Below are 24699 nucleotides of genomic sequence, written 5' to 3'. Positions count from 1 at the left end.
TACAATGAATCCCCTATTGTAGAGAATCAAGAGGCCACGCCGATGATCCGCAGCATGACCGCTTATGGCGCAAGCCGCCTGGAAGCCGAACAGGGCGCTCTGGCCGTCGAAGTCCGCAGCGTCAACAACCGCTTCCTGGACCTCAGCCTGCGGATTCCCGAGGACTTGCGCTTCGCCGAGGGCCAGGTCCGCGAACTCGCCACCCGCCATGCCCTGCGTGGCAAAGTCGAGATCAAACTGAGCTACAGCGTCACCGAACGTGAAGCCCTGCGCCCAATCGACGCGCTGGCCGTCCAGGGGCTGGCCGAACAGCTCGCCTGGGCGCGGCGCTATATCCCCGATCTGCCCGCACCGACCCTGGCGGAGCTGCCTCGCGAAGGGCTGGCGCGCAGCGGTCTGGATCCGGACGACTGGATGCCACTGTGCGAACAGGCGTGCTTACAGGCCCTGGAAGAATTCCAGGCCGCCCGCGAGCGCGAAGGCGCGCGCCTCGCCCAGGCCATGCTGGGAATGGCCGACGAGATCGCGGCCATCGTCCAACAGGTCGAAGGCGAACTGCCCACGGTGGTGCAGGCACACCAGGACCGTATCGCCCAGCGGCTGCGCGAAGCCTTGATGGCCGCCAGCCCCGACGGATTCGCCGCCATCGGCGGCGCGGAACTGTCGGCGCGCATCGCCCAGGAAGCCAGCCTCTTCGGGCTGCGGGTGGACGTGGCCGAGGAACTCACCCGGCTGCGGTCCCATCTGCAGGAATTGCGCGACATCCTGGGAGGCAACCACGCGTCGGCGGCACGCGGCAGCGGCAAACGCCTGGACTTTCTCTTCCAGGAAATGAATCGCGAAGCCAACACGCTGGGCTCGAAGGCGGCTGCCCTGTCGGGCACTCAGGCGGCCATCGATTTGAAGCTGCTCATCGAACAGATGCGCGAACAGGCGCAGAACATCGAGTAACGGCCCTGTTCAACCCCGCGCACGGCGGCGGCGCGCACGCATTCGCCGCCAGGTATGCAGGCTGATCTCGCGGCGCACCCGGGCGTTTTCCCGAATTCGCCGCGTATGCGCGGCAATCACGTCACCCCGGGTCAGTATCCCCAGCATGCGCGTCGGATCATCGGCGTCCACCACCAGCAGGCGCCCCACATTCTCGATCGCCATGTGGTCGGCCGCCTGCCGCAGCGTGTGATCGGGCGTGATGACGACCGGCGGGCGGTGGATCAGATCGCCCAGGCGGGCCTGATCCGACCACTGGGCATCGAAAAACGTGCGCCGGGTCAGAATCCCCAGGACGCGATCCTGCGCATCCAGCACCGGATAACCCTGGTGCTGGGTGCCTTTCCCACCCTGGGCGATCCAGCGGCGGATTTCACCGATTGTCTGCCCGGCGCGCAACGTCGCCACATCCCGGGCGCAAGCGGCCCCCACGAGGATCCGCTCCAGGTAGTCCTCCTTGTATTCCGACGGCACCCGGACACCGCGCCGCGCGATCTTTTCGGTCATGATGGTGTTGCGCATCATCATGACCGAAATCAGATAGGCTGCGGTGCAGGCGCCCAGCAGCGGCAGCAGCCCAGCCGGCTGACCCGTGGTTTCCAGGGCAAAGATCACCGTGGTCAGCAGGGCGCGCGAGGCACCGGCGAACAGTGCCGCCATCCCGATCAGGGCGGCAATACGGGGATCGATGCCCAGCCAGGGCATGGCGTGCGCCAGCAGTAGCCCGAGCATCGCCCCCAGCGCTCCGCCGATCGTGAACAGCGGAGCCAGGGTGCCCCCCGAGGTACCGCTGCCCAGGCAGATCGACCAGGAGATGAACTTCATCACACACAGCCAGGCCAGCGCCCCCATGGCCAGCCGGCCATTAAGGATGTCCTCGATATTGGTGTAGCCCACGCCCAGGGTCAGCGGCGCGACCCAACCCACCACGCCCACAACCACGGCACCCAGCGCGGGCCACCACATCCAGTGCACGGGCAGGCGCTCGAAGCCATCCTCGATGGCATAGACCAGGTGGGTAACCGCCACGCTGATCACCCCGATCAGGGCGCCGATCAACACGTAGGCGGCCAGTGCGCCGCCTCCCGGGGTGGTCACGGTATCCATCAGGAACACCGGCGTGGATCCCATGAGCAGATCGCGCATGCCGGTCGCCGTCACGCAGGCCAGCGCCACCGGGATCAGGGAACGCCCACGCAGCTCGAACAGCAGCAGCTCCACGGCCAGGGTGACGGCGGAAATCGGCGCGGCAAAGACGGCTGCCATCCCGGCAGCCGCGCCCGCCGCCAGCAGCACCTTGCGTTCGCTGGCGGTGACTTTCATCAGTTGACCGATCAGCGAACCCAGGGCACCGCCGGTGGCGATGATCGGTCCTTCGGCGCCAAACGGCCCCCCCGTGCCGATCACCACCGCCGAGGACAGCGGCTTGAGCAGGGTGATGCGCGTCGGGATCCTGGACTCGTTGAGCAGAACCTGTTCCATCGCCTCGGGAATGCCGTGTCCGCGAATGGCCTTAGAGCCCCAGCGCGCCATGCCCCCGGCGATCAGCCCGCCCACGACCGGCACCGCGATGACCCAGGCACCCAGGCGCGGCACCGCGCCCGCCGGCGAGGAGAATGCCGTGGACCAGACACCATAAAAGCTCAAGTTGGTGATCAGGCCGATCAGCAGCATCAGCGCCCAGGCCACCAGTGCCGCCACGAACCCGAGCGCGACGGACACGGCGATCACGCGCAGCAGCCGCCAGTCGAACCGCGTCACGTCTCGCGGCATGCGGACCTGGACCAGGCTCAGGCCCAGGTCGGGCGCCACGGGCAGACCGCCCGACTGACTCTGTTCCTGCAACCGGGAAGCACTGGAATCGACGATCGAAGAAGACGGTTCGGACATGAATCTAAGGTGCCCCAGGCATCAGGGAAACCTGTCATTATGGAGATTCAAGCTTTAAAGAAGCTGAGTGTGCGCGACAACTGCCGCACCAGCAGGGTCGCCAGGACGAACGGGGCAGTCAGGGAAGGCAGCTCGAGCACCTGAAAACCACGCATCAGGCCCAGGCTGGCGAGGACACCCAGACACAGCGCCCCCCAGCGACCCGGCAGGGCCTGACGCAGGGCCTCGGCCGTCAGGACGGCATTGAAGCCGTATAGCCCCAGCGAGGCGGCATCGCCGGGAAAGCCGGCTGCCAACGCGGCCAACAGTGTCAGCGCCGACGCCAGGACGGCGCATAGCGCCGCCCCCGGCCTCGACAGGGACAGGCCCAGGATACACAGCGCACCAGCCCCCAGGTCATCCAGGAACATGACCTGACCGACCCCTCGCAACGTCCCTTGTGCCCAGGCCATCAGGCCATCACCCATGACCGCCGATGTTCCGGCCACAGGGGCCGGCCAGCCAGCCGCCGATGCGATGATCATCAAAAGCCAGGTTGCCAGAATGAACGGCGCGGTATAGGGCGACAGCGGCCCGTGCCGGCGCCAGACCTGGGCCAGCCAGGTGACCAGCCAGGCCAAAACCACCACCAGCCCCCAGGCCAGAGGTCCGGGCGGCAGGACCACCAGGACGCCGATGCCCGCCAGCGCGCCGTTGTAGCCGTGCAGACCGTCCTCGCATTCCTCGCGCGTGCCATACCGCAGCCCCCATTGGGTACCCACCCAGGTGCCCAGCCCGCAGGCCAGCGCCAGCGGGCCGGACTGCCATGCGACCGCGCCAAGGAAGCAGATGCCGGCCCAGGCGCTGCGCTGCAGGAACACCTGCCCCACCCCTCGTAGGAAAATGCGGCCAACACGCAGGCAATCGGACAGGCAAACCATACACTCATCAGGGCCGTTCGGAATGCCCGGATCGTACTCCCAAGCGAGCTGTCATTGTGACGAGGCGGCGCATAAAGCCTATACGGAACACAGCGTACAATGAAACATCTGGTGCAAAGCCGCCGAATTTCCGCGCCATCCGGATCCCTCATGAAAAATTCGTTCGCGCCAGCCTCCGCTGTTCCTCTCATCCAGCCCGAACCCGCCCAGCCACAGCCCGGTATTGCATTTCCGGTGCTGGGTGCCATCAGCGTGACCCACCTGCTCAACGACATGATGCAGTCGGTGCTGCTCGCGATCTATCCCGTGCTGCAGGGGCGCTTCGACCTCAGCTTCGCCCAGGTCGGGATCATCACCCTGGCCTTCCAGTTTTCCTCCTCGCTGTTGCAACCCTTCGTCGGGCGTTTCACGGACCGCCGTCCGCTGCCCTATTCGCTGCCCGTTGGTATGGGATTCACCTGCTGTGGCTTGTTGTTGCTCTCCCAGGCCTGGAATTTTCCACTCGTGGTGCTGGCAGCGACGCTGGTGGGGGCGGGATCGTCGGTCTTTCACCCGGAATCCTCGCGCGTGGCCCGCATGGCTTCGGCCGGACACCATGGCCTGGCGCAGTCGATCTTTCAGGTCGGTGGCAACATCGGCTCCTCGATCGGGCCACTGCTTGCCGCGCTGCTGATCGTACCCCGAGGCCAGGGCAGTGTGGCCTGGATCTCGTTGGCAGCCCTCGTGGGGATCTGCATTCTATTTGGGGTAAGCCGCTGGTATGCCGCCAATCTGACCGGCAGCCGGGGGCGCAGTTCCCTGCGCAAGACCGACAACGGGCTGTCCCCGCGCCAGGTCCGGGGGGCGGTCTCCATCCTGCTGCTGCTGATCTTCAGCAAGTACTTCTACCTGTCCGGGATCACCAGCTACTTCACATTCTTCCTGATTGACCGTTTCGGCCTGGAAATCCAGCAGGCGCAGTATTCCCTGTTTGTCTTCCTGGTGGGCGTGGCCACCGGGACCCTGGTGGGCGGGCCGGTGGGCGACCATATCGGCCGCAAGCGCGTCATCTGGGGATCGATCCTGGGGACGGCGCCCTTTTCCCTGGCGCTTCCTTACGTCAATCTGCAATGGACGCTGATCCTGGTGTTTTGCGCCGGCGTCATGATTGCCTCGGCCTTTCCGGCGATCCTCGTCTATGCCCAGGAACTCATGCCGGGCAAGACAGGCACTGTCTCGGGGCTTTTCTTTGGCCTGGCCTTCGGCATGGGCGGCATCGGCGCTGCGGCGCTGGGCAGGTTGGCCGACGCGACCAGCATCTCTTTTGTCTACCACGTGTGCGCCTTCCTGCCACTGCTGGGAATCACTGCCTTCTTCCTGCCCGACATGCGGCGCGGTCGCGCATGAGCGGCGCGCGCGTCAGCACCTGGGGCCGCTGGCTGACGGCAGCCAGCCTGTTGCTGCTGGCCGCCAATCTTCGCCCCCTCTTTCCCAGTACGGCGGTGCTGCTGCCGGATATCAGCCGAGGATTAGGACTCAGCGCGGCGGCAAGCGGCTATCTGACCACACTGCCCGTCCTGTGCATGGGGATCTTTGCACCGTTCGCGCCACGCTGCGCCCAGCGCATCGGCATCGAGCGCACACTGTTGCTGGTCCTGCTGCTCATCACCACCGGCACCGCCTTGCGCGGCGCCTTCGACGCCGTGGGGCTATTTCTGGGGACGGCGCTGGCGGGCGCCGGCATTGCCCTGGGCAACGTGCTCCTGCCCAGCCTGGTCAAACGCGACTTCGCCGACCGCGCTGCCCTGATGACCGGCCTCTACACCATGAGCCTCGTGGGCGGCGCGGCGCTGGCGGCCGCCACCACCCTGCCCCTGATGCACAAGCTCGGTGATCAGTGGACGCTGAGCCTGGCGATCTGGGCCGTACCCGGAATCCTGGCGCTGTTCGCCTGGTCGCCCGTGGCCTGGCGGGCGGGATCTCACCATACGAACGGCCGCCATATCCTGCCCGTCCAAGGGCTGCGGCGCGACCGGCTGGCTTGGGCCGTGACCCTGTTCATGGGGCTGCAATCCGCCCTGGCTTACTGTGTGCTGGGCTGGATGGCGCCCATATTGCGCGACCGGGGGCTGAGCGGCACCGAAGCCGGGCTGGTGACTTCGGTTTCGATCCTGCTGCAGGTCGCGTCCTGCCTGCTGACCCCGCTGCTGGCCTCCAGATGGCGCGACCAGCGGGGGCTGGCGGTCGGCCTGACCGTGGTCGCCACTTTTGCCCTGATCGGGATGGTGCTGGGTCCGCGTTGGGCCATCTGGCCCCTGGCCGTCATCCAGGGCATCGGTCAGGGCGGTCTGTTCGCGCTGGCACTGATGCTGATCGTGCTGCGATCACACGATGCGCACGTGGCCGCCCATCTGTCCAGCATGGCCCAGGCCACGGGATACGTGCTGGCGGCCAGCGGCCCGTTACTGATCGGCGTGCTGTACGCCTGGACAGGAGGCTTCCAGGCTGCCGCAGGCCTGCTGGGCGCTCTGGGTCTGTGCACCGCGCTGGCTGGGTGGCAAGCGGGACGCAACGCGCTGGTTCAGGCCAGATCCATCCCCGAATCCCCGAAACCGGCTGCCGCCTGAGGCGGGCGTCCGAGGCGGACGGAAACGACATCGGTCTGCCGTTGGTGGCGGCAGGCCGATGTTTAAAAACTTGGGGGACGCCTGGTACCCGTCCAGGCGAAAGCCCCCGGTGCCGGCGAATCAGAGGGTCGCGCGGGAAAACACCAGCGTGGCGTTCGTGCCGCCGAACCCGAAGCTGTTCGACAACGCCGTCTGGATGTCGGCCTTGGCCAGGGGTTCAAGCAGGATATTCATGCCTTCGGCCGCTGGATCGAGCGTTTCGATATTGGCGGAAGCCGCCACGAAACCATGTTTCATCATCAGCAGGGTGTAGATGGCCTCGTTGACGCCGGCCGCGCCCAGCGCATGACCCGAGAGCGATTTGGTCGAGGCGATCCAGGGCAGGTTGTCACCGAAAACGGCCCGGATGGCTTCGAGTTCCTTGACGTCGCCCACCGGCGTACTGGTGCCATGGGTATTGATGTAATCGATGTGGGTGCGGACATCGGCCAGCGCCTGACGCATGCAGCGTTCAGCGCCTTCGCCCGAGGGCGCAACCATGTCGTAGCCGTCCGAGGTGGCGCCATAGCCGACGATTTCCGCCAGGATGTTGGCGCCGCGCGCCTTGGCGTGTTCGTATTCCTCGACCACCAGGATCCCGCCGCCGCCGGAAATGACGAAACCATCACGGTTGGCATCGTAAGTGCGGGAAGCGCGTTCCGGGGTGTCATTGTAGCGCGTGGACAGCGCGCCCATCGCGTCGAACATGAAGGACAGGGACCAGTGCTCTTCCTCGGCCCCGCCGGCAAACACGATGTCCTGTTTGCCGAGCTGGATCTGCTCGACGGCATTGCCGATACAGTGCGCGCTGGTGGAGCACGCCGAACTGATGGAGTAGTTCACGCCCTTGATCTGGGCGCCGGTGGCCAGGCAGGCGGACACGCCGCTGGCCATGGCTTTGGTCACCATGTAGGGCCCCACCCGGCGCACGCCCTTTTCATGCAGGGTCTGGATACCGTCATTGATCGAGGAATGCGACGCGCCGCCGGCGCCAACGATCAGGCCGGTGCGCGGGTTGGACACCAGATCCGATGTGAGGCCGGCATCCTGAATGGCTTCCTGCATCGCCAGCCACGCATAGGCATGACCGTTGGCCATGAAGCGGCTGAGCTTGCGATCGATCTTTTCCAGCGCGTCCAGATGCACGGACCCCGCCACATGCGAACGTAGACCCTGTTCAGCGTATTCGGGTTGAAACGTGATGCCCGAACGACCCGCACGCAGGCTGTCGAGCACCTCGGACTGGTTATTGCCCAGGCTGGACACAATGCCCATGCCGGTGACGACCACACGACGCATAATCGAGCCTCCTAGAAATTGTCCGTACGAGTGAACAGCCCCACCCGCAGGTCATGGGCCACATAGATTTCATGGCCGTCGACTTCCATGCGCGCATCGGCAAACCCCATGACGAGCTTGCGCATCATCACGCGCTTCATATTGATGTGATAGCGCACCTTTTGGGCGGTCGGCAAGACCTGCCCCGTGAACTTGACCTCGCCCACGCCCAGCGCACGGCCGCGCCCCTGGCCACCGCAGCAGCCCAGAAAAAACCCGACCAGCTGCCACATGGCGTCCAGACCCAGACATCCCGGCATGACCGGGTCGCCCTGAAAGTGGCAATTGAAAAACCACAGGTCGGGACGGATATCGAGTTCGGCGATGATCTCGCCCTTGTCGTGAGACCCGCCACGATCATCGATGTGCACGATCCGATCGAACATCAGCATGGGAGGCAGCGGCAACTGGGCATTGCCAGGACCAAAGAGTTCCGCACGCCCGCATGTCAGCAGTTCTTCGTAGCTGTAACTGGTTTTTTGCATGATGTTCTGTGAAATGAGCAATCCGCCTGACGCCCCACCAGGCGCGGTGACGCAAGCCTTTGAATTAGATAAGCCTGATAGTATAACTGAGGTCCGATACGCGGATCACCGTAGGGACCGGCCGGTGGCATACCAGACCGTCACCGTTCCCCGGATGAAGAGCGGCGGTGTGCCGCCTGCCCACCGGACCACCCGGTGCACCAGCAGCATGGGGCCCGCCGCCAACCGGCCATCGAAGGCCCCGGTATTCAGCTGCGTGCCATTGAGCCGCACGCAGGGGCCACGTTCCGATCCCCAGCACAGATCCGTCAAGACTTGTGCCGGGCTGTCATAAGCCCTGGACGCATGGACGCGAGTGATTCGAGCATCACCAGGAACCGGCGGATCCGTCGCGCCGGGCTGATACTCAACCACCACTGCGCGGTTGGTGGACTGCAGGCCCGTGCTGGTCCGGTCGCGCGTCCAGGCGGGATCCGCCGCCCATGCCGCGGCGCAGGACAGCCAGCCCGCGAGGCATACGGCCAGCAGCCCGATGCCGTGCGCCAGGGCGCGATGATGCGTTCCAGTCTTTTCCATGGGGCGAGTATATTGTGAGTCATGTGTATCGCCTACCTCTCGATCGGCCACCCGGACTGGCCTCTGCGGATCGCCGCCAATCGGGACGAGTTCCATGTCCGGCCCACGATGGCTGCCGGCCCCTGGCCTGAGCGCCCAGGCGTCATTGCCGGACGCGATCTGACGGCGGGGGGTACCTGGCTGGGCTGGACGGCGGGGGGGCGCTTCGCTCTGCTGACCAACTATCGGGAACCCGGTCTGCCGGTTCCGTCCGGCGCACCGTCGCGCGGCGTCCTGGTGCGCGACTACCTGCTGGGCACGGATAGCGCCGCCGACCACGTCCGGGCGATCGCCCGTCACGCGGGCGACTGGGCGGGATTCAATCTGATCGTGGGCGCTCCCGGCGACGTCTGGTACCTGTGCAACCGCGATCCCGCCGGAGCGCCCCGCCGGTTGAGACAGGGCAACTACGTCCTGTCGAACCATCTGCTGGACACCCCCTGGCCCAAAGCCAGGCGGCTACGGGCGACGCTGGATACGCTGCCCGCCGATCAATGGGTGCAGGATCCCGAACAGGTGTTCGCTCTGCTGCACGACACCACCCAGGCCGATACCCGGGATCTGCCAGAAACCGGGCTTTCCCTGGCGCGCGAGCAGTTGCTGAGCAGCCCCTTCATCATCAGTCCGGACTACGGCACCCGTTGCTCCACCATCATCGTGGCCGGAGCGGACGGCCACGCGCTGTTTTCGGAACTCAGCTACGATGCGGCCGGTTTGCCGACCGGCCGACAAGACTGGCGCGTGCCGACCATGGCTGGACTGCCCTCCGCCCCCTGCCCGTCCGGGGCCGAATCCGAGTCCGCGCGTTAAAATACGGCTTTCCCAATTCGACAGGACACATCCATGAGCACCGGCCTTGCCAGCCTGATTTCCGACGCCGTCAAGGCGGCCATGCGCGCGCACGACAGCACCCGCCTGGGCACCCTGCGCCTGCTGCAGGCGGCCATCAAGCAAAAGATGGTCGACGAACGCATCGAGCCCGACGATGCGATGATCATCGCCATCATCGAAAAACAGGCCAAGCAGCGCCGTGAATCGATCACCGCCTTCGAATCGGCCGGCCGTGCGGAAAGTGCCGCCCAGGAACGCGCGGAACTGGAAATTCTGAAGGAATTCCTGCCCCAGGGCGCCAGCCCCGAGGAAATCGCGGCCGCCATCGACACCGCCATCGCGCAGGCGCAGTCCAAGGGGTTGCAGGGCGGCGCGGCCATGGGTGCCATCATGGGCCAGTTGAAACCCGCGCTGGCCGGCCGAGCCGACATGGCCGCCGTTTCCGCCCAGGTCAAGGCCCGCCTGGCTGGCTGGCTGACTCACGACCCGAAGCGATGCTGACACCGATCCCCGGGTCGGCCACCCTTGCACTAGCGTCGCTCAGACCACCGGTATCATCTCGATGTCGGGCCGCAGGGGCAGGCCGGCTTCCAGCCGCTGCACCAGATCCGGGTTGCTGACGAAGGCCTTGCCAAATGCCACGGCCTCGCCGCACCCTGTTTCGATCGCCTGCCGCGCGGACTCGGCGTCATAGCCTTCATTGAGGATCAGCGCACCGGAAAACGCCTGCCGGATCACGGGGGTCAGCGCGTCGGCGCCCGCATGTTCGCGCACGCAGATGAACGCCAGGCGGCGCTTGTCCAATTCCTGGGCAACATGCCGGTACAGGGTGGCCGGATCCGAATCCCGCATGTCATGCCGATCGCCGCGCGGCGACAGATGCACGCCGACGCGCCCCGAACCCCAGACACCGATGCAGACATCGACGATTTCCAGCAGGAACCGGCTGCGGTTGTCCACGCTACCCCCATACTCGTCCCGCCGGCAGTTCGAACCATCGTGCAGGAACTGGTCTATCAGATAGCCGTCCCCGGCATGGACTTCCACCCCGTCGAACCCGGCCAGCCGGGCATACCGCGCCGCCTGATCGAAATCGGCCACGATCCGGAGGATCTCGTCGGGATGCAAGCTGCGCGGCACCACGTAATCCGGCGTATCCGTTCGATCGGACGATACCGGAACCGCGCAGGCGATCGCGCTAGGGGCCACCGGCATCTCGCCGGACAGGAATTCGGGATTGGATACCCGGCCGGCATGCCAGAGGCGCAGAAAGATCCGGCCGCCCCGATCATGGACGGCCTCGGTGATCCGGCGCCAGCCCTGAGCCTGATCGGAATTCCAGATGCCGGGTGTATCGGGATATCCCGCCCCCAGCGGAGACACGGAAGCCGACTCGGTCACGATCAGGCCGGCGGAGGCCCGCTGGGCATAATAGGCCCTCAGCGCATCACTCGGGATGCGTCCCGGCGCCGGACGCAGGCAGGCGGAAGGCGACATGACGATGCGGTTGCGCAGTGGCACATCCCCCAGTTGCAACGGATCGAACAAGCTAGTCATGTCAAGCGACGTTTACTGTAAAAATCCATCAGGGTTTTTACCAGATTTTAATCCAGCTGACTATGCTATGCCCTGGACAACCCCACGGACAACCGGGATCTGGACGCCCTCGAACCCACCTCGATATACTACTATTGCTCCTTTTCGGACCTCATCTCAAAGGATCCTGTCCATGGTGACATCCCTTGCACGACAGGTGGCGCTCTGCGCCGCCCTGGGCCTCGCGGGCCTGGCCACAGCTGCCCCGGCAGCCACCCTGAAGATCGGCACCGAAGGCGGCTACCCGCCCTGGAGCATGGTGAACGCCCAAGGCAAGGTCACCGGTTTTGACGCCGACGTCGGCCAGGCCCTGTGCAAAAAGCTCGATACAAAATGCCGTTTTGTGGTGCAGGCCTTCGACAGCCTGATCCCCGCGCTGCAGGCGGACCGCTTCGATCTGGTGATCTCGGGCATGTCGGTGACGGCCGATCGCGCCAAAGTCATCGCCTTCAGCATCCCCTACGCCACCGAGGACTCCGCATTCGTGCTGCCGGCCGGCAGCCCGCTGCTCAAGGCCACCGATCAGAAGACCCTGCTGCAGGGCCTGGCCGGCAAGACCGTGGGCGTGCAAAGCGGCACCACACAGGGCGCCTTCCTGCAGAAGCACGCGCCGGACCTGAAGCTCAAGACCTACGAAACCCAGGACCAGATGCAGATCGATCTGTCCGCCGGGCGGCTGGATGCCACGTTCTCGGAAGTCACCCCGCAAAGCCAGTTCCTGAAGGCCGCTGGCCAGGGAAAATTCGCCTTGGCCGACTATGTTGTGAAAAGCAGCGCCGATCCCGACATCCTGGGCCAGGGCATCGGTGCCGGGATCAACAAGAGCAACACCCAGCTCAAGGCCAAGGTCGACAAGGCATTGTGCGAACTGATCCAGGACGGCACGATCAAGAAGTCCAGCCAGAAATGGTTCGGCGTCGATCTTTCCAACTACGCCGCCTGCAAATAAAATCCGCATGACCAGAGCCAGCCCCTCCCGGGGCTGGTTTGCCTTGCACCCTGACAGGCCCGGCGCGATGGCGCGAATCCAGGCCGACTGATTCAATGATTTCTTCCCTGCACGACATTCTGAGCGCCGGCTGGGGCACCCTGCTATTGCGCGGTGCCGGCATGACCGTGTTCATCAGTCTGTGCGGCATCTGCCTTGGCATGGCAATCGGCATTGCCGGCGCGGCCCTGAAGGCTGGCGGCGGCTGGCTGGCGCGCGGCGCGATCGGCCTTTACACCCTGATCGTACGCAGCGTTCCCGAACTGCTCATCATCTATCTGCTGTTTTTCGGCACTGTCCAGCCCGCCGCCGACCTGGCGGACTGGCTGAACTGGGACGACCTCATGAGCACGGTCTTTCCCGTGCTGGTCGGCATCCTGGCTATCGGCCTGATTTCCGGGTCCTACAGCGTCGAAGTCTTCCGTGGCGCCTTCAAGGCCATCGATCCGGGACAGATCGAAGCAGCCCGCGCCATCGGCATGGACCGACGCCAGTGCCTGTGGCGCATCACGCTGCCACAACTGCTCTGGTATGCGCTGCCCGGGGCCAACAACGTCTGGCAGAACGCCCTGAAGGACACGGCGCTGATCTCGCTGGTCGGCCTCGTGGAACTGATGCGCGCCGCCGTCCTGGGCGCCGCCGCCACGCGAGCGCCCCTGACGCTCTATCTCCTGGCCGGGATCCTGTATTTTCTGATCGGGGTCTGTAGTCAGGGCATGTTCGTCTGGGCCGAACGGCATTTCGGCCGGGGCATGCAGGGGGCCGCACGATGATCGAACTGTTCGAGAAGGCCGTACCGGTCCTGTTCGAGGGATTCTGGATCACGCTGCGCATCGGCCTGCTCGCCATCCTGTTCGCCTCGCTGCTGGGCCTGGGGGCCGCGCTGATGCGAACCTCGACACGTCGTCTCGTCGCCGGCCTGGCTTTCGCCTACAGCACCGTGTTTCGCGGAACGCCCCTGCTGATCCAGCTGTTCCTGCTGTATTACGGTATCGGCACTCTGGATTTCGTGCATGACCAGCCGGCCCTGTGGTGGCTGTTCAGCGATGGAGCCCGCTGTGCCATCCTGGCCATCGCTCTGAACAGCGGCGCCTACATGAGCGAAGCGATCCGGGGCGGCCTGCAATCGGTGCCAAACGGCCAGATCGACGCTGCCCTGTCCTGCGGCATGAGCCGCCTGCAGGTATTCCGGCGCATTCGTTTCCCGTTGGCCATCCGCCAGGCGTTTCCGGCCTACAGCAACGAGCTGGTGCTGGCGATCAAGGGCACGAGCCTGGCATCCACCATCGCGGTCATGGAGCTCACCGGTTTCGCCCGGCGCCTGATGAGCCAAAGCTACCTGATCGTCGAAACCTTCATCATCGCGGGTCTGCTGTATCTGGCGATCAACGTCACGCTGCTGGGATGCGCCTGGCTGGTCGAACGGGGACTGAGGATCCAGGCCCGGGACTGAACCCTTCCGCCCGATCCCGCGCCGCCACCACGCCCGCTCGTTCCGGTGGATACCGAATGACGCCGGGAAGGCCGGGTTACCCTTGCACACAGCGGCACACGTCCCCGCCATTGCACAATAGCGGCTGTGCAATCGACACACTCGCGCGCCGCCAGCGCTGGCGCACGGATCCATCATCACCAGGAGTCCCTCATGCCTTTACACCTGCTTCGCGCATTCATCGGGATCTCTCTCCTGTCCGCTCTGATCCCCCTATCCGTCCGGGCCGGTGGCACCGCGGTCGTGCAGGCGGGGGGCCAGACCTCCAAACTGGCCTGGCAGACCCAGGGGGCCGTGCGCGTCGGCCAACAGAACGCCAACGACTACATGCTGGTGCGCGACGGCAAGGCATACTCGGTATCGTACCGGGGCCAGACCCCGGTGGTCATGGAGATCGGCGGGCTGCTGCGGGGACTTGGCGCCATCGCGCAGACCCGGCCCAACCAGTACCTGCCCGATCGCGTGGATTCGATCCAGGACACCGGCAAGACCGAAACCGTCGCGGGCATCCGGGGACGCGTCTACCGGCTGAACGTCACCGACACCCAGGGCAAGACCCACCCGACGGACGCGGTCCTGACGAATGATCCGTTGGTCGTGAACATGACCGAAACCTATCTGAACACCATGCAGACCCTGTTCGGATCCTCCATGGCCGAAAAACTGACCGGCTCCCTGCCCGCGAACCGCCGTGGCATCCTGCGTCTGGGCAAGGATTTCGCACTCAAGTCGATTTCGGGCCAGGAGCCCCCTGCCGGCCAATTTGCGCTGCCGGCCCAGCCCACGAACCCGCAGAACCTGCTGCAGGGGCTGCAGGGGCTGCTAAGACACTGAAAATTGCGTGAAAATTGCGGCTGGCGCCGCGATATGATCCGGCGTGGATCAATGTGATGCCGCTAAGCCGCCAGCATCGCCTGATAGGCCTTGCGGGCCTGCAGGTACAGTTCCACCGGGAAATGGACCGGCACGCCTTCCAGGGCGGCCACCAGCATTTCCAGATGGCCCTCGAATCCCGCGCAGGCCTTGGCGATGTCCTCGTCGGCGGGCAGGCGCACCGTCAGCGTCAACTGCGTACCCCGTTCGACAGCATCCAGGGTCCAGCGCAAGGGACGTTCGGGTTGCGAGCCGCTGCTCCAGGAATATTCCAGCAGGTGCCCCGGTTCCAGTGCGCGCACGGTGCTTTCGATCAGCGTCCCGCTGTCGGCGAAGTCGATGCGCACCGCCCCGCCGCGGCGCAGTTCGACCGACCCCGGCGCCAGCCACTGTGCCAGGCGCTGCGGTTCGGTCAGCATGCGCCAGACATCAGCCGGTGGATGTTCGATGATACGTTGCAGCTGGCCTTCGACAACGTCGTCCAGACGGCGGATGCTGCCCGGGTGGAAATCATTTTCGCTCATGGCGGTATTTCTTCATCAAGAATGACTAAATTCCTGTTTTACCATCTTCAAGGCCGCACACAAGCCCCCTCGCCTCTCGAACCTCCGCGTGGCTGACCGATATCAATCGCTGATGGCCAGGCGGTCAATCGTCCGGAAAATCCCACTTCTGCGCACTGGCGCCCGCGAGTTCCTGAACGCGGGCCTCGTCCTGGCCGAACTCGGCGGCGACCCCGCTGTAGGTGATGGCGCCCCGATCCAGCACATAGGCGCGATCGGCAATGCCGATCGCGGCGCGCACGTTCTGCTCGATCAGCAGGACAGACGTTCCTGCGTTGCGGGCCGCCACGATCACGTCGAGCACGTGACGCACGATCAGAGGCGCCAGTCCCTGGGACGGCTCATCGAGCAAGAGCAGGCGGGGATTGAGCAGCAACACCCGCGCGATCGACAACATTTCCTGTTCGCCGCCGGAGAGCTGCTTGCCCTTGTGGGACTTGCGCTCGGCCAGGCGCGGAAACAATTCATAGACGCGAGGGATGTTCCAGTGCCCGGGCTGATCGACCGGAACTTTGAGGTTCTCGTCGACGGTCAGATTGGCGAAAATGCGCCGTCCTTCGGGCACCAGCCCGACGCCCAACCGGGCGATGCGAAACGGCGCCAGGTGCGTGGAATCCGCGCCGAACACCCGGATGTGCCCGGCCCGGGCCGGCGTCAGGCCCATGATGCTGCGCAGCGTGGTGGATTTGCCGGCGCCGTTGCGGCCCAGCAGCGTCACCAACTCGCCCTCGCCGACCTCGAGATCCACACCCTTGAGGATATGACTCTTGCCGTAATAGGTATTGAGTTCGCGGACCTCAAGCGCCTTCATGCTTTTCCCCCAGGTAGGCGACCTGCACTTTCTCGCTGGCCGCGATCTCGTCGGGCGTGCCCTGCTCCAGGATCTCACCTTCGGTCAGCACCGTGATGCGGTCGGCCAGATTGAAAATCACCCGCATGTCGTGCTCGACCAGGATGATGGTCAGGTTCTGGGTCCGGTGCAGCCGGCGGATCAACCGCGCCGTATCATAGGTTTCCTGGTTGCCCATGCCGGCGGCCGGCTCGTCGAGCAGCAGCAGCTTTGGCTTCAGGGCCAGCGCCATCATGATTTCGGTCGAGCGCTGGTCGCCGTGCGACAATTCGCCCACATAACGATCGGCATTGGCCGTCAGCCCGCCCGTTTCCAGCAATTCATCGATGCGCAGGTTGCTCGCCCGGGTCTGCGCCCGCGTACTGAACATCTTCATCCGCAAGCCCTGCGTGACCTCCACCGCAATGCGCAGATTGTCGCGCACGGTCAGCTCGGGAAAAACCTCGGTGATCTGGAAGGTCCGCGCCATACCCATCGCCACGCGGGCATAGGGCGGCAACGTCGTGACGTCCGTGCCATCGAAGACGATATTCCCCCGGGTCGGCCGGTAGAAACCGCTGATCATGTTGAAAAATGTCGTCTTCCCGGCACCATTGGGTCCGATGATCGCATGCAGCTCCCCGGGTTCGACCGCGAACGACACGTCCCTGACCGCCACCAGATCGCCGAAATGCTGCGATACCTGGCGCACCTCGAGCAGACTCATGATGTCCTCCGCTGCAGCAGCCCGGCGATGCCACGCGGCAGGAACAGGACCACCAGCACAAAGAGCATGCCGATGAAGAACATCCAGTTTCCGGTCAGGCTGGACAGATAATCCTGGGCGACCACGAAGATCGCTGCCCCCAGCAAGGGCCCCCAGAACGACCGCATGCCGCCGATGACCGCCATCAGCACGAAATCACCCGACTGTGTCCAGTGCAGGTCATGGGGGCTGACGAAATTGTTGAGCATCCCGTAGAGCGAGCCGGCGACGGCGACAAAGAAGCAGGACACGATATAAGCCATCCAGAGATGACGGTTGACCGGAATGCTGAGGAATCGGGCGCGGCGCTCATTCTCGCGCATGGCCAGCAGTGTGCGGCCAAACGGCGAGCGCAGGACCACCGCCATCAAGGCGGCACAGACGGCGAACACGGCCAGCGCCACATAGTAGTAGACGCGGCTGGAGCCTAGATTGAGCTGCAGGAATCCCAGATCGATCGGTTGGCGCTGAAAGCTCAGGCCGTTGTCCCCGCCGGTGACGGCATTCCAACGAAACGCGATGAAGAAAAACACCTGGCCGAACGCGATGGTGGCCAGGGCGAAGTAGATGCCCCGCAGTCTCGCCAGCAGGAATCCTATGATGGCGCCCCCCAGCGTGCCCACGATGATGCCCGCCAGAAAGCCCACAGGAGTGCTCGGAATCAGATATTTGATCATCAGGCCGGTGGTGTAGGAACTGAGCCCGAAATAGGCGGCGTGCCCGAACGCCATGACCCCCGAATGCCCCACCAGGAGATTGGTGGCCATCGCCGCCAGACCGATGATGAGCAGACGCGACGCCAGATCGGTATACCCCCCGACGTATCCGATCCAATACGGCATGGACAGCAGCACCAGCCACAGGATCACCAGGGTGACAATACGCGTACTCAAGGACTGGTTCACAGTTTCGTTCCGCCTTCTTCACCAAAGAGGCCATGCGGCCGGACCAGCAGCACCAGAGCCATCATGACGTAGATGGTGGCCTCGGACGCGGAGGGATAGAACACGGTCACGACGCCGGTCGCCACGCCGATCAGGATGCCCCCGAACAGCGTGCCCACCAGGCTGCCCAGGCCCCCGACGATCACAGCCACGAAACTGGGCATGATCAGTTGGTCGCCGATGGTCGGCGTCAGGCCCAGCATTCCAGCGGCCAGCACCCCCGCCAGCCCGGCAAAAAAGATCCCGAGCCCGAAATTCAGATTGCGCAGGATGCGCACATCGACACCCAGTGCCGACACCATTTCCAGGTCCAGAGTCCCCGCGCGGATGCGCATGCCCAGCCGGGTCTTCTTGAGGATCAGGAAGAGAATGGCCACGGCCACCGCCACCAGCACGACCATGAATACCCGGTATCCGGTCAGGAAAAACAGGGTCTGGCTGAGCGAGGATTGAAGTACCTGGGGTACCTTCATCGGCAGACCCTGGGCCCCCCAGATATAGCGCACTGTGTCTTCCAGCACGAAGGCCAGCCCGAAGGTCAGCAACAGGCTATAGAGGGGATCCCGACTGTACAGGGGCCGGATCAGGATCCGTTCGACGATCACACCAATCAGCGCCGCGCAGAACGGCGAAACGATCAGCGCCCCCCAGAAGCCCAGATAGGGTTCCAGCGTGTAGGCGAAATACGCGCCCAGCGCCAGAAAACCGCCATGGGAAAAATTGATGACATTGGTCAGATTGATGATCAGGGACAGGCCAAGGGCCATCAGGGCATAGAACGCCCCGATGACCAGCCCGTTGAACACGTTGAACAGCAGCAACTGGGTCACGCTCTCCCCTCCCTAGAGTCGGCGTGTGGATCAGGACGGCCAGGTCATCTTGCACTCGGTCTCTTCGACTGTCGGTGCGATGGTTTTACTGTCGATGACGACGTCGACCTTGAACAAATCGTCGGGCGCGCTGCCCTCGGCTTGCGCATGGCCGGCCCACAGCGTACCGATCAGCAGATGCTGGTCCGCGCGGAACGTGGCGGGATGCGGCTGCAGGGCGACTTCGGGCGGCAGGGTGAAACCGTTGAGCGCCCGCGCCATCTTGATCGGTTCGAGCGACTTCGCCGTGTTGGCGGCCAGCGCACAGGCATGGATGGCCGTATGCCCGAACCAGGTCCGGGCCGTCGGCACGCGACCGGTTTTTTTCTTGATGGCGTCGACGAATTCCTTGACGTGCGGGACGTCCGGCTGGTTCCAGTACCACTCGATTACCCAGTTGCCGATGCGGGAGCTGGGCGGCAAAGCTTCCAGCGTTTCGAGTTCGACATTGGCACCGGCGATGTGAAAGCGTTTGTCCAGGCCGAACTGGACCGCCTGCTTCAAGACGTTCGTCTGGTCTTCGCCGTTTTGCAGGATCACGATCACGTCCGGATTGGCAGCCTGCGCCTTGATCAGATACGAGGAGTATTCCGTCGTCCCCAACGGAATCAGATCCGCCCCCAGATTGGTCGCGCCCAGCTTCTTCAGATTTTCCTTATAAGCGGATAGCAGCCCGTGGCCGAACGCGTAGTCCGGGACCAGGAAATAGAATTTCTTGCCGAAACGCTGGACCAGGGACGGTGCAATTGCGTTGACCAGCAAGGTGGTGGACGGATCTACCTGGTAGACGTTCCAGTGGCAGTTCTTGCCCGTGATCGGGTCGGCGTGGCCGCCCGGATCCATCATGAACACGCCCTTTTCGTAAGCGACGGCGGACATGGCGATGGTCAGGCCGGAATTGACGTTGCCCACCAGAAAATCGACCTTGTCGCGTTCTATCAGCTTGCGGGCCTTCTGGACCGCGACCCCGGCATCGCCACTGGTGGAATCCTCTACGATCAGCTTGGCGGGACGACCCAGAATGCCACCCTTGGCGTTGATCTCCTCGACGGCGAGTTCCATGCCGTGAAGTTCATTCCGGCCGGTGATGGAGTAGGTTCCGGTCAGCGGGTTGTCGACCCCGAGCTTGACGGGCTGGTCACCCTGCGCAAACACCAGGCGAGGCGACGAGATCACCGCGACCCCGGCCGTCGCCGCCATCTTCAGCACCGCGCGGCGACTGATTCCATTTGAACTGCTGTGAAAATCGCTCATTGAAAAGCTCCTCCTTCAAAGCAGCAAGCTGGTGCAAACCACATCGCCAGGGCTTGCCAGATGATTTGTCAAACGCGCACCAAGTCCTCCAAACACTACAAATGTCAAACTTTTATACGTCGGGGTAACGGGTATGTCAATCCGGCAGATCGCTAACAGACATTTAGTCTCTTCTCGTGGCCGTGGTGGTTAACGAGGTTATCGACATCACGCGGACTGCGGTCGGAGGTGTCATCATGACCGGCTAAAGAAGCGCAGAAATCCCCTAGCGGCGGCGGGCGATGCTCGAGTCTAGTTAGATGGCGCGAGACTGTCATTGCAAGGAAGGAGCCACACACCAGACGGCCACGCACAGATGTCTTTGACCTCCTCCCGAAAAAGCGGCTACGCGGAAAGCCGTGAAGCGGGTACTGGACGCGCTCGTCGAGTACGACGCGGCGCTGATTGTACGGGCAGCAGAGGTGTCTGGAGCAGCTGCGGAGTACTCCGTGTCTCGCTTGCGGGACATTGGGTCTGGAAAAGCGGGACAGAAAACGAGACAATACGTCCGAGCTCTTACGTCCTGAAAAAACGAATCCCCGCCATCGAGCGGGGATTTTCTGTGGAGGACCGCAGCAGCTACTGCACGATCGGCTTGTGAGAATGCGATTCGTCAGCTATCACGGTCTGTCGCGCGTCCTCGTGCTTGTCGTGTAGGGCAAGATACCTTTCTTGCGAACCGTCAGTGCGATCGGTTTCTCCGTTAAATGATTCTTCAAGGTAGAGCTGGTACCAAACCGACTCCTTGAGTGTCATACCTACAAACACTTCATTGCCGTCCCCATCTGCGGACAGGGCATGAATCTTCAAAAGATACGCCCGTGCTCCGGGCTGAAATTCCAACATAAGACTCCTTATATGAGCCTCCATTGTAGTCACAGGCTTTGAAGCGGAGGCTCCGACTGGGTGGTGCCGTCCAGCTTGTTGGCGAGTTTGGCCACCAGCCTGCACGCCATGATCGAGCGAAACAAGGCACCGTGCTGATACCATAGTCGTATTCACGCAACACGATGAAAAACCGCCCACCAGGCTCAAATTGGGTAGCTAGCCTGAAAAGCAGGCGTGTGATGATGTGATAACCATTTGATTAACAACAGATTTATCGAATGAAACTCGCCACCTGCACTTCGGATTAGCGTCTCAAGTTGCGCCAATACGTTCCTAACATGCTGTTATTTAACTACAACGTCTTGAATTTCAGCTTCTGAGCATGCCATGATGACCCCTGGCATCACACCCTTTCCGGGTAGCTAGGTGGGTAGCTAGCAGCGATTCAGATCGCTAGCTACCCAGGAACACCTAGCCAGGGGCAGTCTTGGCAAATTCAACGAATAAACTCAACGACATCCAGCTTCGCAACTGGGTGGCGCAACGCAAACCCGTCGCCCGATCTGATGGCGGCGGGCTGACTTTCACGCTCTCTGGTTCCGGTACCGCGACATGGGTACTGCGCTACCGGTTGGGCACCCGCCACAACGGTCAGGCTGTACGGCGTGAACTCACGCTGGGCAACTATCCCGACATCTCATTGCGAGAAGCCAGGATTCTTGCAGGAAAACACCGTGCAGCCATTGATGGCGGTAATGATCCAGCCATCGAAAAACAATCCGAGAAAACACGGGTTCGAGCCGATTGGACCATCCGTGAACTGGTGAAGGACTATCAGGACAAGGTTCTGGTTGAACCAGATTACGCGGCGGACACAATCGAGTATCGAAAGTCTGACTATGAGCAAGTCATCCTGCCCCACCTAGGCTCCCGACTGACCTCATCCGTCACATCCATAGACATCGTGGGGATGCTCGTAGAAGCAAAGCGCACCTGGACCGTCAGCAAACGCATCCTGACCTCGGCATCCATGCTTTTTGATCATGCCTGCGGCCAGATGCTGATTCCGGCAAACCCCTGCACAGGGATTCGGTTGTCGGCCATCATGGGACCACGCCCTCCAGTTCGCCAACGCATCATGCTGCAAGAAAATGAGCTCCGGGCATTGCTGCCGGATATCGACATCATTGGCATAGAAAACGCACTGGCCTTCCGTATCCTGCTCGCCACCTGCGTGCGTGGCATCGAACTGGCAAGCGCCAAAAAAGAGGATCTGTTTCTGGATCGCGGCGTCTGGTGGATTCCAGATGAGGCGGTCAAAACAAGAAAAGGATTCCTGGTTCCCATCGTGCCTGCCGTTGCCGCCTGGTTTGAAGCGCTGATTAACCTGTCCGGCGAATCCATCTACCTGCTGCCAGCCCGTCAGGAGCGACGGCGGCGCAAGCACCAGGGAGACATCCACGTTGGAACCACAACCCTGTGGGCCGCTTTCAAACGTGCCTTTGACCGCCAGGACATTCCGATCAGGCACTTTACGCCACACGACACCCGATCAACCGCCAAGGGGCACCTGAGAAACATGGGTGTTTCTCGGGAAATCTCGGAAATCGCGCTGAACCACACGCTCAAAGGCATGGAGGCCATCTACGATGTCCGCGAAGAAATCCCCGAGCGGCGGCAGGCGCTGGCCATGTGGGCGGATTTTCTGATTGCCTGCGAGACAGGAACGTCATCCCCCCAGGCATCCAAGCCCACGATCAGCAATATCATCCAGTTCAGAAAATTCGCCGGGACCCACGCATGAACCCAAAATTGGAATTCCTTTCGTCACCCGAAGCATGTATAATTAACGGTGACAAGACCCGCCAAGGCTATGTACGAAAGTACACCCTCAAACCGGCGGGTTACTCATTTCTGGCCCGCGAAACAGCAATAAGCAGACGGATGGGCCTGCAATGACACGCCATCCTCTTCCCTTCGCCAAACCGGCAACGACCTATGCCGAACAGGTAGCCATCCTCGAACGGCGCGGAATGGACGTTGATGACCATGCGGCAGCGGAATTCTACCTACAGCACCTGAACTATTACAGGCTCAGCGCCTATTGGTTGCCCTTTGAGGCCACCCACACGCCCCATACCTTCATCCCGGGCACCCGTTTCACGGACGTTCTGAACCTATATCTGTTCGACCGCAGCCTACGCCTGCTGGTGCTGGATGCAATAGAACGCATTGAAGTTTCGATCCGCAGCCAATGGGCTTACCAAGTCTCCCAGCGACACGGCCCCCATGCGTACCTGGACGCCGGATTGGCCGCAAACCGAGGCCGTTGGGAATCCGACCTTACGAAACTGGAAAAAGAGGTTCAAAGGTCCGATGAAGTGTTCATCAGACACCTGCTGGCAACGTATTCGGAGAAATTGCCCCCGGCCTGGGCAGTCTGCGAGGTCATGTCCCTGGGGCTGCTCTCGCGCTGGTACGGCAATCTCAAACCCATGCAGACTCGCAGCGCCATTGCATCAGTCTACGCCGTCAATGAGAAGGTCTTGGGTTCCTGGTTGCACCACCTGACGATGGTGCGAAACACCTGCGCACACCATAGCCGCCTATGGAACCGGGAGTTCACCATCACCCCGCTGATTCCAAAGACCAAGCCCCAAAACCTGCTGCATCAGTTCCAGCCAGGCTCCCGCAAGATATACAACACGCTGACGCTCTTGCTGCACTGCATGGACATCGTCGCCCCGCACCATAGCTGGAGGCAACGGCTAAAAGCCCTGATCGAGCAACACAAGCCACCCACCCGGGCCATGGGCTTCCCACCACGATGGGAGCAGCTATCCCTCTGGCAGTAGCCAGCGCGATGGTCAGGCCGAATCGCTCCATTCTTCCTGGAAATCACCATGAATGAACCTCTCTCCGAAGTCATCCGCATCCGGGTGACCTCGGCTCATGCTGCGCGTCTGGGCGAAGCAGCGGCCATATCCGGCCTGTCACTGTCCAATTACATCCGCCGCCGTCTAGCTGCCGACGACACGCTACAGGAAGAACTGGCGTTGCTGCGCCAGATCGTGGCCGAATTGGGCCAGCTCCGCGACACCCGCACCGCTGCGGTTGAAACCGCCCATCTGGTGCGGGCCATGGCCAAGCCCGAACACATCGCCCTGGCCCAACAAACACTGCTGCGACGCCGCTAACCCCTCCCCGGCCACCCTTCGGCCAACCGCTGTCCCTTCTCCCCAGGAAATCTCCCCATGCACACCCTTCCCGCTTTGCGGGCCAGGACGCTGGCGCTTGCCTGCGTCCTGGCTCCCCTCGCCCATGCCTCCGGCACCGCCGACGCTGATCCGTTGACCGGCATCCCCCGGCTGGCCTGCGAAGCCACGCTCTGCCTGTCGTCCAGCCTGCGTCCAGGCGAATGCAGCCTATCACTGGATCACTATTTCGGCATCCTCAAATACAACCGCCATGGCCTGGATTGGGGTGCGACGGTCGCCGCCCGTCGCGCCTTCCTGGCGCAATGCCCTGCTGCCACGGAATCCGGCATGGCCGACCGGGTGAACACCATTTCACACGGGGCAGGCAAATGCGATGCCGACTATCTGAATCGCAGCTACGCGGACACCGCCTACAAATGGCGGCTGCGCGGCTACCGATACGACGCATCCACCAGCACCCGGGAACCCATCTACGAAGTCCAGCCGTTGCCCACCGTGACGCTGACGCAGTTGCCCGCCTGGTGCGTGGCCTACAACGATCACGCCTGGACTTATGAACTGTCCATCCGCTATGTCGGTCGCCCGAGCATGGGCGGGCGCTGGGTCAAGGCCGTGGACTATGACGCGGCCCAGGCGAAATGGGACGCGGATCACAACGGCCAATGGGCAGCAGGCTGGAATTTCTCATTGTCCGATCCCAGGCACAGGGCCGGTTTCTAAAGGGGC

The 24699-nt window shown here is 63.1% G+C and carries 26 protein-coding genes; 13 read left to right on the top strand and 13 right to left on the bottom strand.

What is annotated here, in order from left to right:
* The first annotated feature begins 42 nt into the window (after positions 1-42).
* Positions 43-951 carry a DUF1732 domain-containing protein gene (locus tag ABCV34_RS03510; protein ID WP_345797844.1) on the top strand — a complete coding sequence of 303 codons (909 nt, stop codon included), beginning with the start codon at positions 43-45 and terminating at the stop codon, positions 949-951.
* A 9-nt stretch (positions 952-960) separates the two neighbouring features.
* Here the strand turns inward: ABCV34_RS03510 and ABCV34_RS03505 are convergent, their stop codons facing one another.
* Together ABCV34_RS03505 and ABCV34_RS03500 are read right to left on the bottom strand one after the other, a co-directional pair.
* Positions 961-2880, bottom strand: a complete 1920-nt coding sequence (locus ABCV34_RS03505) for a chloride channel protein (RefSeq protein ID WP_345797843.1) — start codon at positions 2878-2880, stop codon at positions 961-963.
* A gap of 47 nt (positions 2881-2927) precedes the next feature.
* Positions 2928-3800, bottom strand: a complete 873-nt coding sequence (locus ABCV34_RS03500) for an urea transporter (protein WP_345797842.1) — start codon at positions 3798-3800, stop codon at positions 2928-2930.
* A gap of 150 nt (positions 3801-3950) precedes the next feature.
* Here ABCV34_RS03500 and ABCV34_RS03495 point away from each other — a divergent pair, with 150 nt between their 5' ends.
* Both ABCV34_RS03495 and ABCV34_RS03490 read left to right on the top strand, forming a co-directional pair.
* Positions 3951-5186 carry an MFS transporter gene (locus ABCV34_RS03495; protein ID WP_345797841.1) on the top strand — a complete coding sequence of 412 codons (1236 nt, stop codon included), beginning with the start codon at positions 3951-3953 and terminating at the stop codon, positions 5184-5186.
* Positions 5183-6406, top strand: a complete 1224-nt coding sequence (locus ABCV34_RS03490; RefSeq protein ID WP_345797840.1) for an MFS transporter — start codon at positions 5183-5185, stop codon at positions 6404-6406. The genes ABCV34_RS03495 and ABCV34_RS03490 overlap by 4 nt, the downstream gene beginning before the upstream one ends.
* A gap of 120 nt (positions 6407-6526) precedes the next feature.
* Here the strand turns inward: ABCV34_RS03490 and fabB are convergent, their stop codons facing one another.
* The 3 genes from fabB to ABCV34_RS03475 all read right to left on the bottom strand — a co-directional run bounded on the left by fabB (position 6527) and on the right by ABCV34_RS03475 (position 8844).
* Positions 6527-7744, bottom strand: a complete 1218-nt coding sequence (gene fabB, locus ABCV34_RS03485; RefSeq protein WP_345797839.1) for a beta-ketoacyl-ACP synthase I — start codon at positions 7742-7744, stop codon at positions 6527-6529.
* 11 nt (positions 7745-7755) lie between these two features.
* Positions 7756-8271: a 3-hydroxyacyl-[acyl-carrier-protein] dehydratase FabA gene (gene fabA, locus ABCV34_RS03480; protein WP_345798688.1), complete on the bottom strand. Its 516-nt coding sequence runs from the start codon at positions 8269-8271 to the stop codon at positions 7756-7758.
* Positions 8272-8373: 102 nt separating this feature from the next.
* Positions 8374-8844, bottom strand: a complete 471-nt coding sequence (locus ABCV34_RS03475; protein ID WP_345797838.1) for a hypothetical protein — start codon at positions 8842-8844, stop codon at positions 8374-8376.
* Between the two features lie 21 nt (positions 8845-8865).
* Between ABCV34_RS03475 and ABCV34_RS03470 the strand changes: the two genes are divergently transcribed.
* Positions 8866-9693, top strand: coding sequence for an NRDE family protein (locus tag ABCV34_RS03470; RefSeq protein ID WP_345797837.1), 828 nt, complete (start codon positions 8866-8868; stop codon positions 9691-9693).
* 33 nt (positions 9694-9726) lie between these two features.
* On the top strand, positions 9727-10215 hold the full coding sequence (locus ABCV34_RS03465) for a GatB/YqeY domain-containing protein (RefSeq protein WP_345797836.1): 489 nt from the start codon (positions 9727-9729) through the stop codon (positions 10213-10215).
* A 39-nt stretch (positions 10216-10254) separates the two neighbouring features.
* On the opposite strand, the gene ABCV34_RS03460 is transcribed toward ABCV34_RS03465, so the two are convergent.
* Complete coding sequence (locus ABCV34_RS03460) at positions 10255-11271, bottom strand: alkene reductase (RefSeq protein WP_345797835.1); 1017 nt, start codon at positions 11269-11271, stop codon at positions 10255-10257.
* A gap of 172 nt (positions 11272-11443) precedes the next feature.
* Here ABCV34_RS03460 and ABCV34_RS03455 point away from each other — a divergent pair, with 172 nt between their 5' ends.
* The 4 genes from ABCV34_RS03455 to ABCV34_RS03440 all read left to right on the top strand — a co-directional run bounded on the left by ABCV34_RS03455 (position 11444) and on the right by ABCV34_RS03440 (position 14624).
* Complete coding sequence (locus tag ABCV34_RS03455) at positions 11444-12259, top strand: transporter substrate-binding domain-containing protein (RefSeq protein ID WP_345797834.1); 816 nt, start codon at positions 11444-11446, stop codon at positions 12257-12259.
* Positions 12260-12354: 95 nt separating this feature from the next.
* Positions 12355-13071 carry an ABC transporter permease subunit gene (locus tag ABCV34_RS03450; RefSeq protein ID WP_345797833.1) on the top strand — a complete coding sequence of 239 codons (717 nt, stop codon included), beginning with the start codon at positions 12355-12357 and terminating at the stop codon, positions 13069-13071.
* Entirely contained in the window at positions 13068-13751 is a 684-nt protein-coding gene (locus ABCV34_RS03445; protein ID WP_345797832.1) for an ABC transporter permease subunit, read from the top strand. The genes ABCV34_RS03450 and ABCV34_RS03445 overlap by 4 nt, the downstream gene beginning before the upstream one ends.
* Positions 13752-13943: 192 nt before the next feature.
* Positions 13944-14624 (top strand): hypothetical protein, encoded by a 681-nt coding sequence (locus ABCV34_RS03440; RefSeq protein WP_345797831.1) that lies wholly within the window; start codon positions 13944-13946, stop codon positions 14622-14624.
* 62 nt (positions 14625-14686) lie between these two features.
* Here ABCV34_RS03440 and ABCV34_RS03435 read toward each other — a convergent pair whose 3' ends face one another.
* From ABCV34_RS03435 to ABCV34_RS03405, 7 genes are all read right to left on the bottom strand, one after another.
* On the bottom strand, positions 14687-15187 hold the full coding sequence (locus ABCV34_RS03435; RefSeq protein ID WP_345797830.1) for an SRPBCC family protein: 501 nt from the start codon (positions 15185-15187) through the stop codon (positions 14687-14689).
* A 124-nt stretch (positions 15188-15311) separates the two neighbouring features.
* The gene (locus ABCV34_RS03430) at positions 15312-16037 is read right to left on the bottom strand and encodes an ABC transporter ATP-binding protein (RefSeq protein WP_345797829.1); all 726 of its coding nucleotides are present in this window, start codon (positions 16035-16037) and stop codon (positions 15312-15314) included.
* Complete coding sequence (locus ABCV34_RS03425; RefSeq protein ID WP_345797828.1) at positions 16024-16782, bottom strand: ABC transporter ATP-binding protein; 759 nt, start codon at positions 16780-16782, stop codon at positions 16024-16026. The genes ABCV34_RS03430 and ABCV34_RS03425 overlap by 14 nt, the downstream gene beginning before the upstream one ends.
* A complete protein-coding gene (locus tag ABCV34_RS03420) occupies positions 16779-17663 on the bottom strand; it encodes a branched-chain amino acid ABC transporter permease (protein ID WP_345798687.1) in 885 nt (294 codons plus the stop codon). Before ABCV34_RS03420 ends, ABCV34_RS03425 begins: the two co-directional genes overlap by 4 nt.
* A 59-nt stretch (positions 17664-17722) precedes the next feature.
* A complete protein-coding gene (locus ABCV34_RS03415) occupies positions 17723-18595 on the bottom strand; it encodes a branched-chain amino acid ABC transporter permease (protein ID WP_345797827.1) in 873 nt (290 codons plus the stop codon).
* 30 nt (positions 18596-18625) lie between these two features.
* A complete protein-coding gene (locus ABCV34_RS03410; protein ID WP_345797826.1) occupies positions 18626-19888 on the bottom strand; it encodes an ABC transporter substrate-binding protein in 1263 nt (420 codons plus the stop codon).
* Between the two features lie 618 nt (positions 19889-20506).
* The gene (locus ABCV34_RS03405) at positions 20507-20773 is read right to left on the bottom strand and encodes a hypothetical protein (RefSeq protein ID WP_345797825.1); all 267 of its coding nucleotides are present in this window, start codon (positions 20771-20773) and stop codon (positions 20507-20509) included.
* A gap of 469 nt (positions 20774-21242) precedes the next feature.
* On the opposite strand from ABCV34_RS03405, the gene ABCV34_RS03400 reads away from it, so the two are divergent.
* The 4 genes from ABCV34_RS03400 (at position 21243) to ABCV34_RS03385 (ending at position 24693) form a co-directional block, all read left to right on the top strand.
* On the top strand, positions 21243-22559 hold the full coding sequence (locus tag ABCV34_RS03400; RefSeq protein WP_345797824.1) for an integrase arm-type DNA-binding domain-containing protein: 1317 nt from the start codon (positions 21243-21245) through the stop codon (positions 22557-22559).
* Between the two features lie 151 nt (positions 22560-22710).
* Positions 22711-23610 carry an Abi family protein gene (locus tag ABCV34_RS03395; RefSeq protein ID WP_345797823.1) on the top strand — a complete coding sequence of 300 codons (900 nt, stop codon included), beginning with the start codon at positions 22711-22713 and terminating at the stop codon, positions 23608-23610.
* 48 nt (positions 23611-23658) lie between these two features.
* On the top strand, positions 23659-23952 hold the full coding sequence (locus tag ABCV34_RS03390) for a hypothetical protein (protein ID WP_345797822.1): 294 nt from the start codon (positions 23659-23661) through the stop codon (positions 23950-23952).
* Positions 23953-24009: 57 nt separating this feature from the next.
* On the top strand, positions 24010-24693 hold the full coding sequence (locus tag ABCV34_RS03385; RefSeq protein WP_345797821.1) for a TrbM/KikA/MpfK family conjugal transfer protein: 684 nt from the start codon (positions 24010-24012) through the stop codon (positions 24691-24693).
* Positions 24694-24699: the final 6 nt, after the last annotated feature.

The organism is Castellaniella sp. MT123 (assembly GCF_039614765.1).
Classification (GTDB): domain Bacteria; phylum Pseudomonadota; class Gammaproteobacteria; order Burkholderiales; family Burkholderiaceae_B; genus Castellaniella.
Note: the sequence above shows the minus strand (reverse complement) of the source record. Positions and strands in the feature narration are given on the sequence as shown.

Coding starts and splice junctions, on each gene's coding strand:
- ABCV34_RS03510 (WP_345797844.1), top strand. CDS start 43: ATGATCCGCAGCATGACCGCTTATGGCGCAAGCCGCCTGGAAGCCGAA.
- ABCV34_RS03505 (WP_345797843.1), bottom strand. CDS start 2,880: ATGTCCGAACCGTCTTCTTCGATCGTCGATTCCAGTGCTTCCCGGTTG.
- ABCV34_RS03500 (WP_345797842.1), bottom strand. CDS start 3,800: ATGGTTTGCCTGTCCGATTGCCTGCGTGTTGGCCGCATTTTCCTACGA.
- ABCV34_RS03495 (WP_345797841.1), top strand. CDS start 3,951: ATGAAAAATTCGTTCGCGCCAGCCTCCGCTGTTCCTCTCATCCAGCCC.
- ABCV34_RS03490 (WP_345797840.1), top strand. CDS start 5,183: ATGAGCGGCGCGCGCGTCAGCACCTGGGGCCGCTGGCTGACGGCAGCC.
- fabB (WP_345797839.1), bottom strand. CDS start 7,744: ATGCGTCGTGTGGTCGTCACCGGCATGGGCATTGTGTCCAGCCTGGGC.
- ABCV34_RS03475 (WP_345797838.1), bottom strand. CDS start 8,844: ATGGAAAAGACTGGAACGCATCATCGCGCCCTGGCGCACGGCATCGGG.
- ABCV34_RS03470 (WP_345797837.1), top strand. CDS start 8,866: ATGTGTATCGCCTACCTCTCGATCGGCCACCCGGACTGGCCTCTGCGG.
- ABCV34_RS03465 (WP_345797836.1), top strand. CDS start 9,727: ATGAGCACCGGCCTTGCCAGCCTGATTTCCGACGCCGTCAAGGCGGCC.
- ABCV34_RS03460 (WP_345797835.1), bottom strand. CDS start 11,271: ATGACTAGCTTGTTCGATCCGTTGCAACTGGGGGATGTGCCACTGCGC.
- ABCV34_RS03455 (WP_345797834.1), top strand. CDS start 11,444: ATGGTGACATCCCTTGCACGACAGGTGGCGCTCTGCGCCGCCCTGGGC.
- ABCV34_RS03450 (WP_345797833.1), top strand. CDS start 12,355: ATGATTTCTTCCCTGCACGACATTCTGAGCGCCGGCTGGGGCACCCTG.
- ABCV34_RS03445 (WP_345797832.1), top strand. CDS start 13,068: ATGATCGAACTGTTCGAGAAGGCCGTACCGGTCCTGTTCGAGGGATTC.
- ABCV34_RS03440 (WP_345797831.1), top strand. CDS start 13,944: ATGCCTTTACACCTGCTTCGCGCATTCATCGGGATCTCTCTCCTGTCC.
- ABCV34_RS03435 (WP_345797830.1), bottom strand. CDS start 15,187: ATGAGCGAAAATGATTTCCACCCGGGCAGCATCCGCCGTCTGGACGAC.
- ABCV34_RS03430 (WP_345797829.1), bottom strand. CDS start 16,037: ATGAAGGCGCTTGAGGTCCGCGAACTCAATACCTATTACGGCAAGAGT.
- ABCV34_RS03425 (WP_345797828.1), bottom strand. CDS start 16,782: ATGAGTCTGCTCGAGGTGCGCCAGGTATCGCAGCATTTCGGCGATCTG.
- ABCV34_RS03420 (WP_345798687.1), bottom strand. CDS start 17,663: ATGCCGTATTGGATCGGATACGTCGGGGGGTATACCGATCTGGCGTCG.
- ABCV34_RS03410 (WP_345797826.1), bottom strand. CDS start 19,888: ATGAGCGATTTTCACAGCAGTTCAAATGGAATCAGTCGCCGCGCGGTG.
- ABCV34_RS03405 (WP_345797825.1), bottom strand. CDS start 20,773: ATGTTGGAATTTCAGCCCGGAGCACGGGCGTATCTTTTGAAGATTCAT.
- ABCV34_RS03395 (WP_345797823.1), top strand. CDS start 22,711: ATGACACGCCATCCTCTTCCCTTCGCCAAACCGGCAACGACCTATGCC.
- ABCV34_RS03390 (WP_345797822.1), top strand. CDS start 23,659: ATGAATGAACCTCTCTCCGAAGTCATCCGCATCCGGGTGACCTCGGCT.
- ABCV34_RS03385 (WP_345797821.1), top strand. CDS start 24,010: ATGCACACCCTTCCCGCTTTGCGGGCCAGGACGCTGGCGCTTGCCTGC.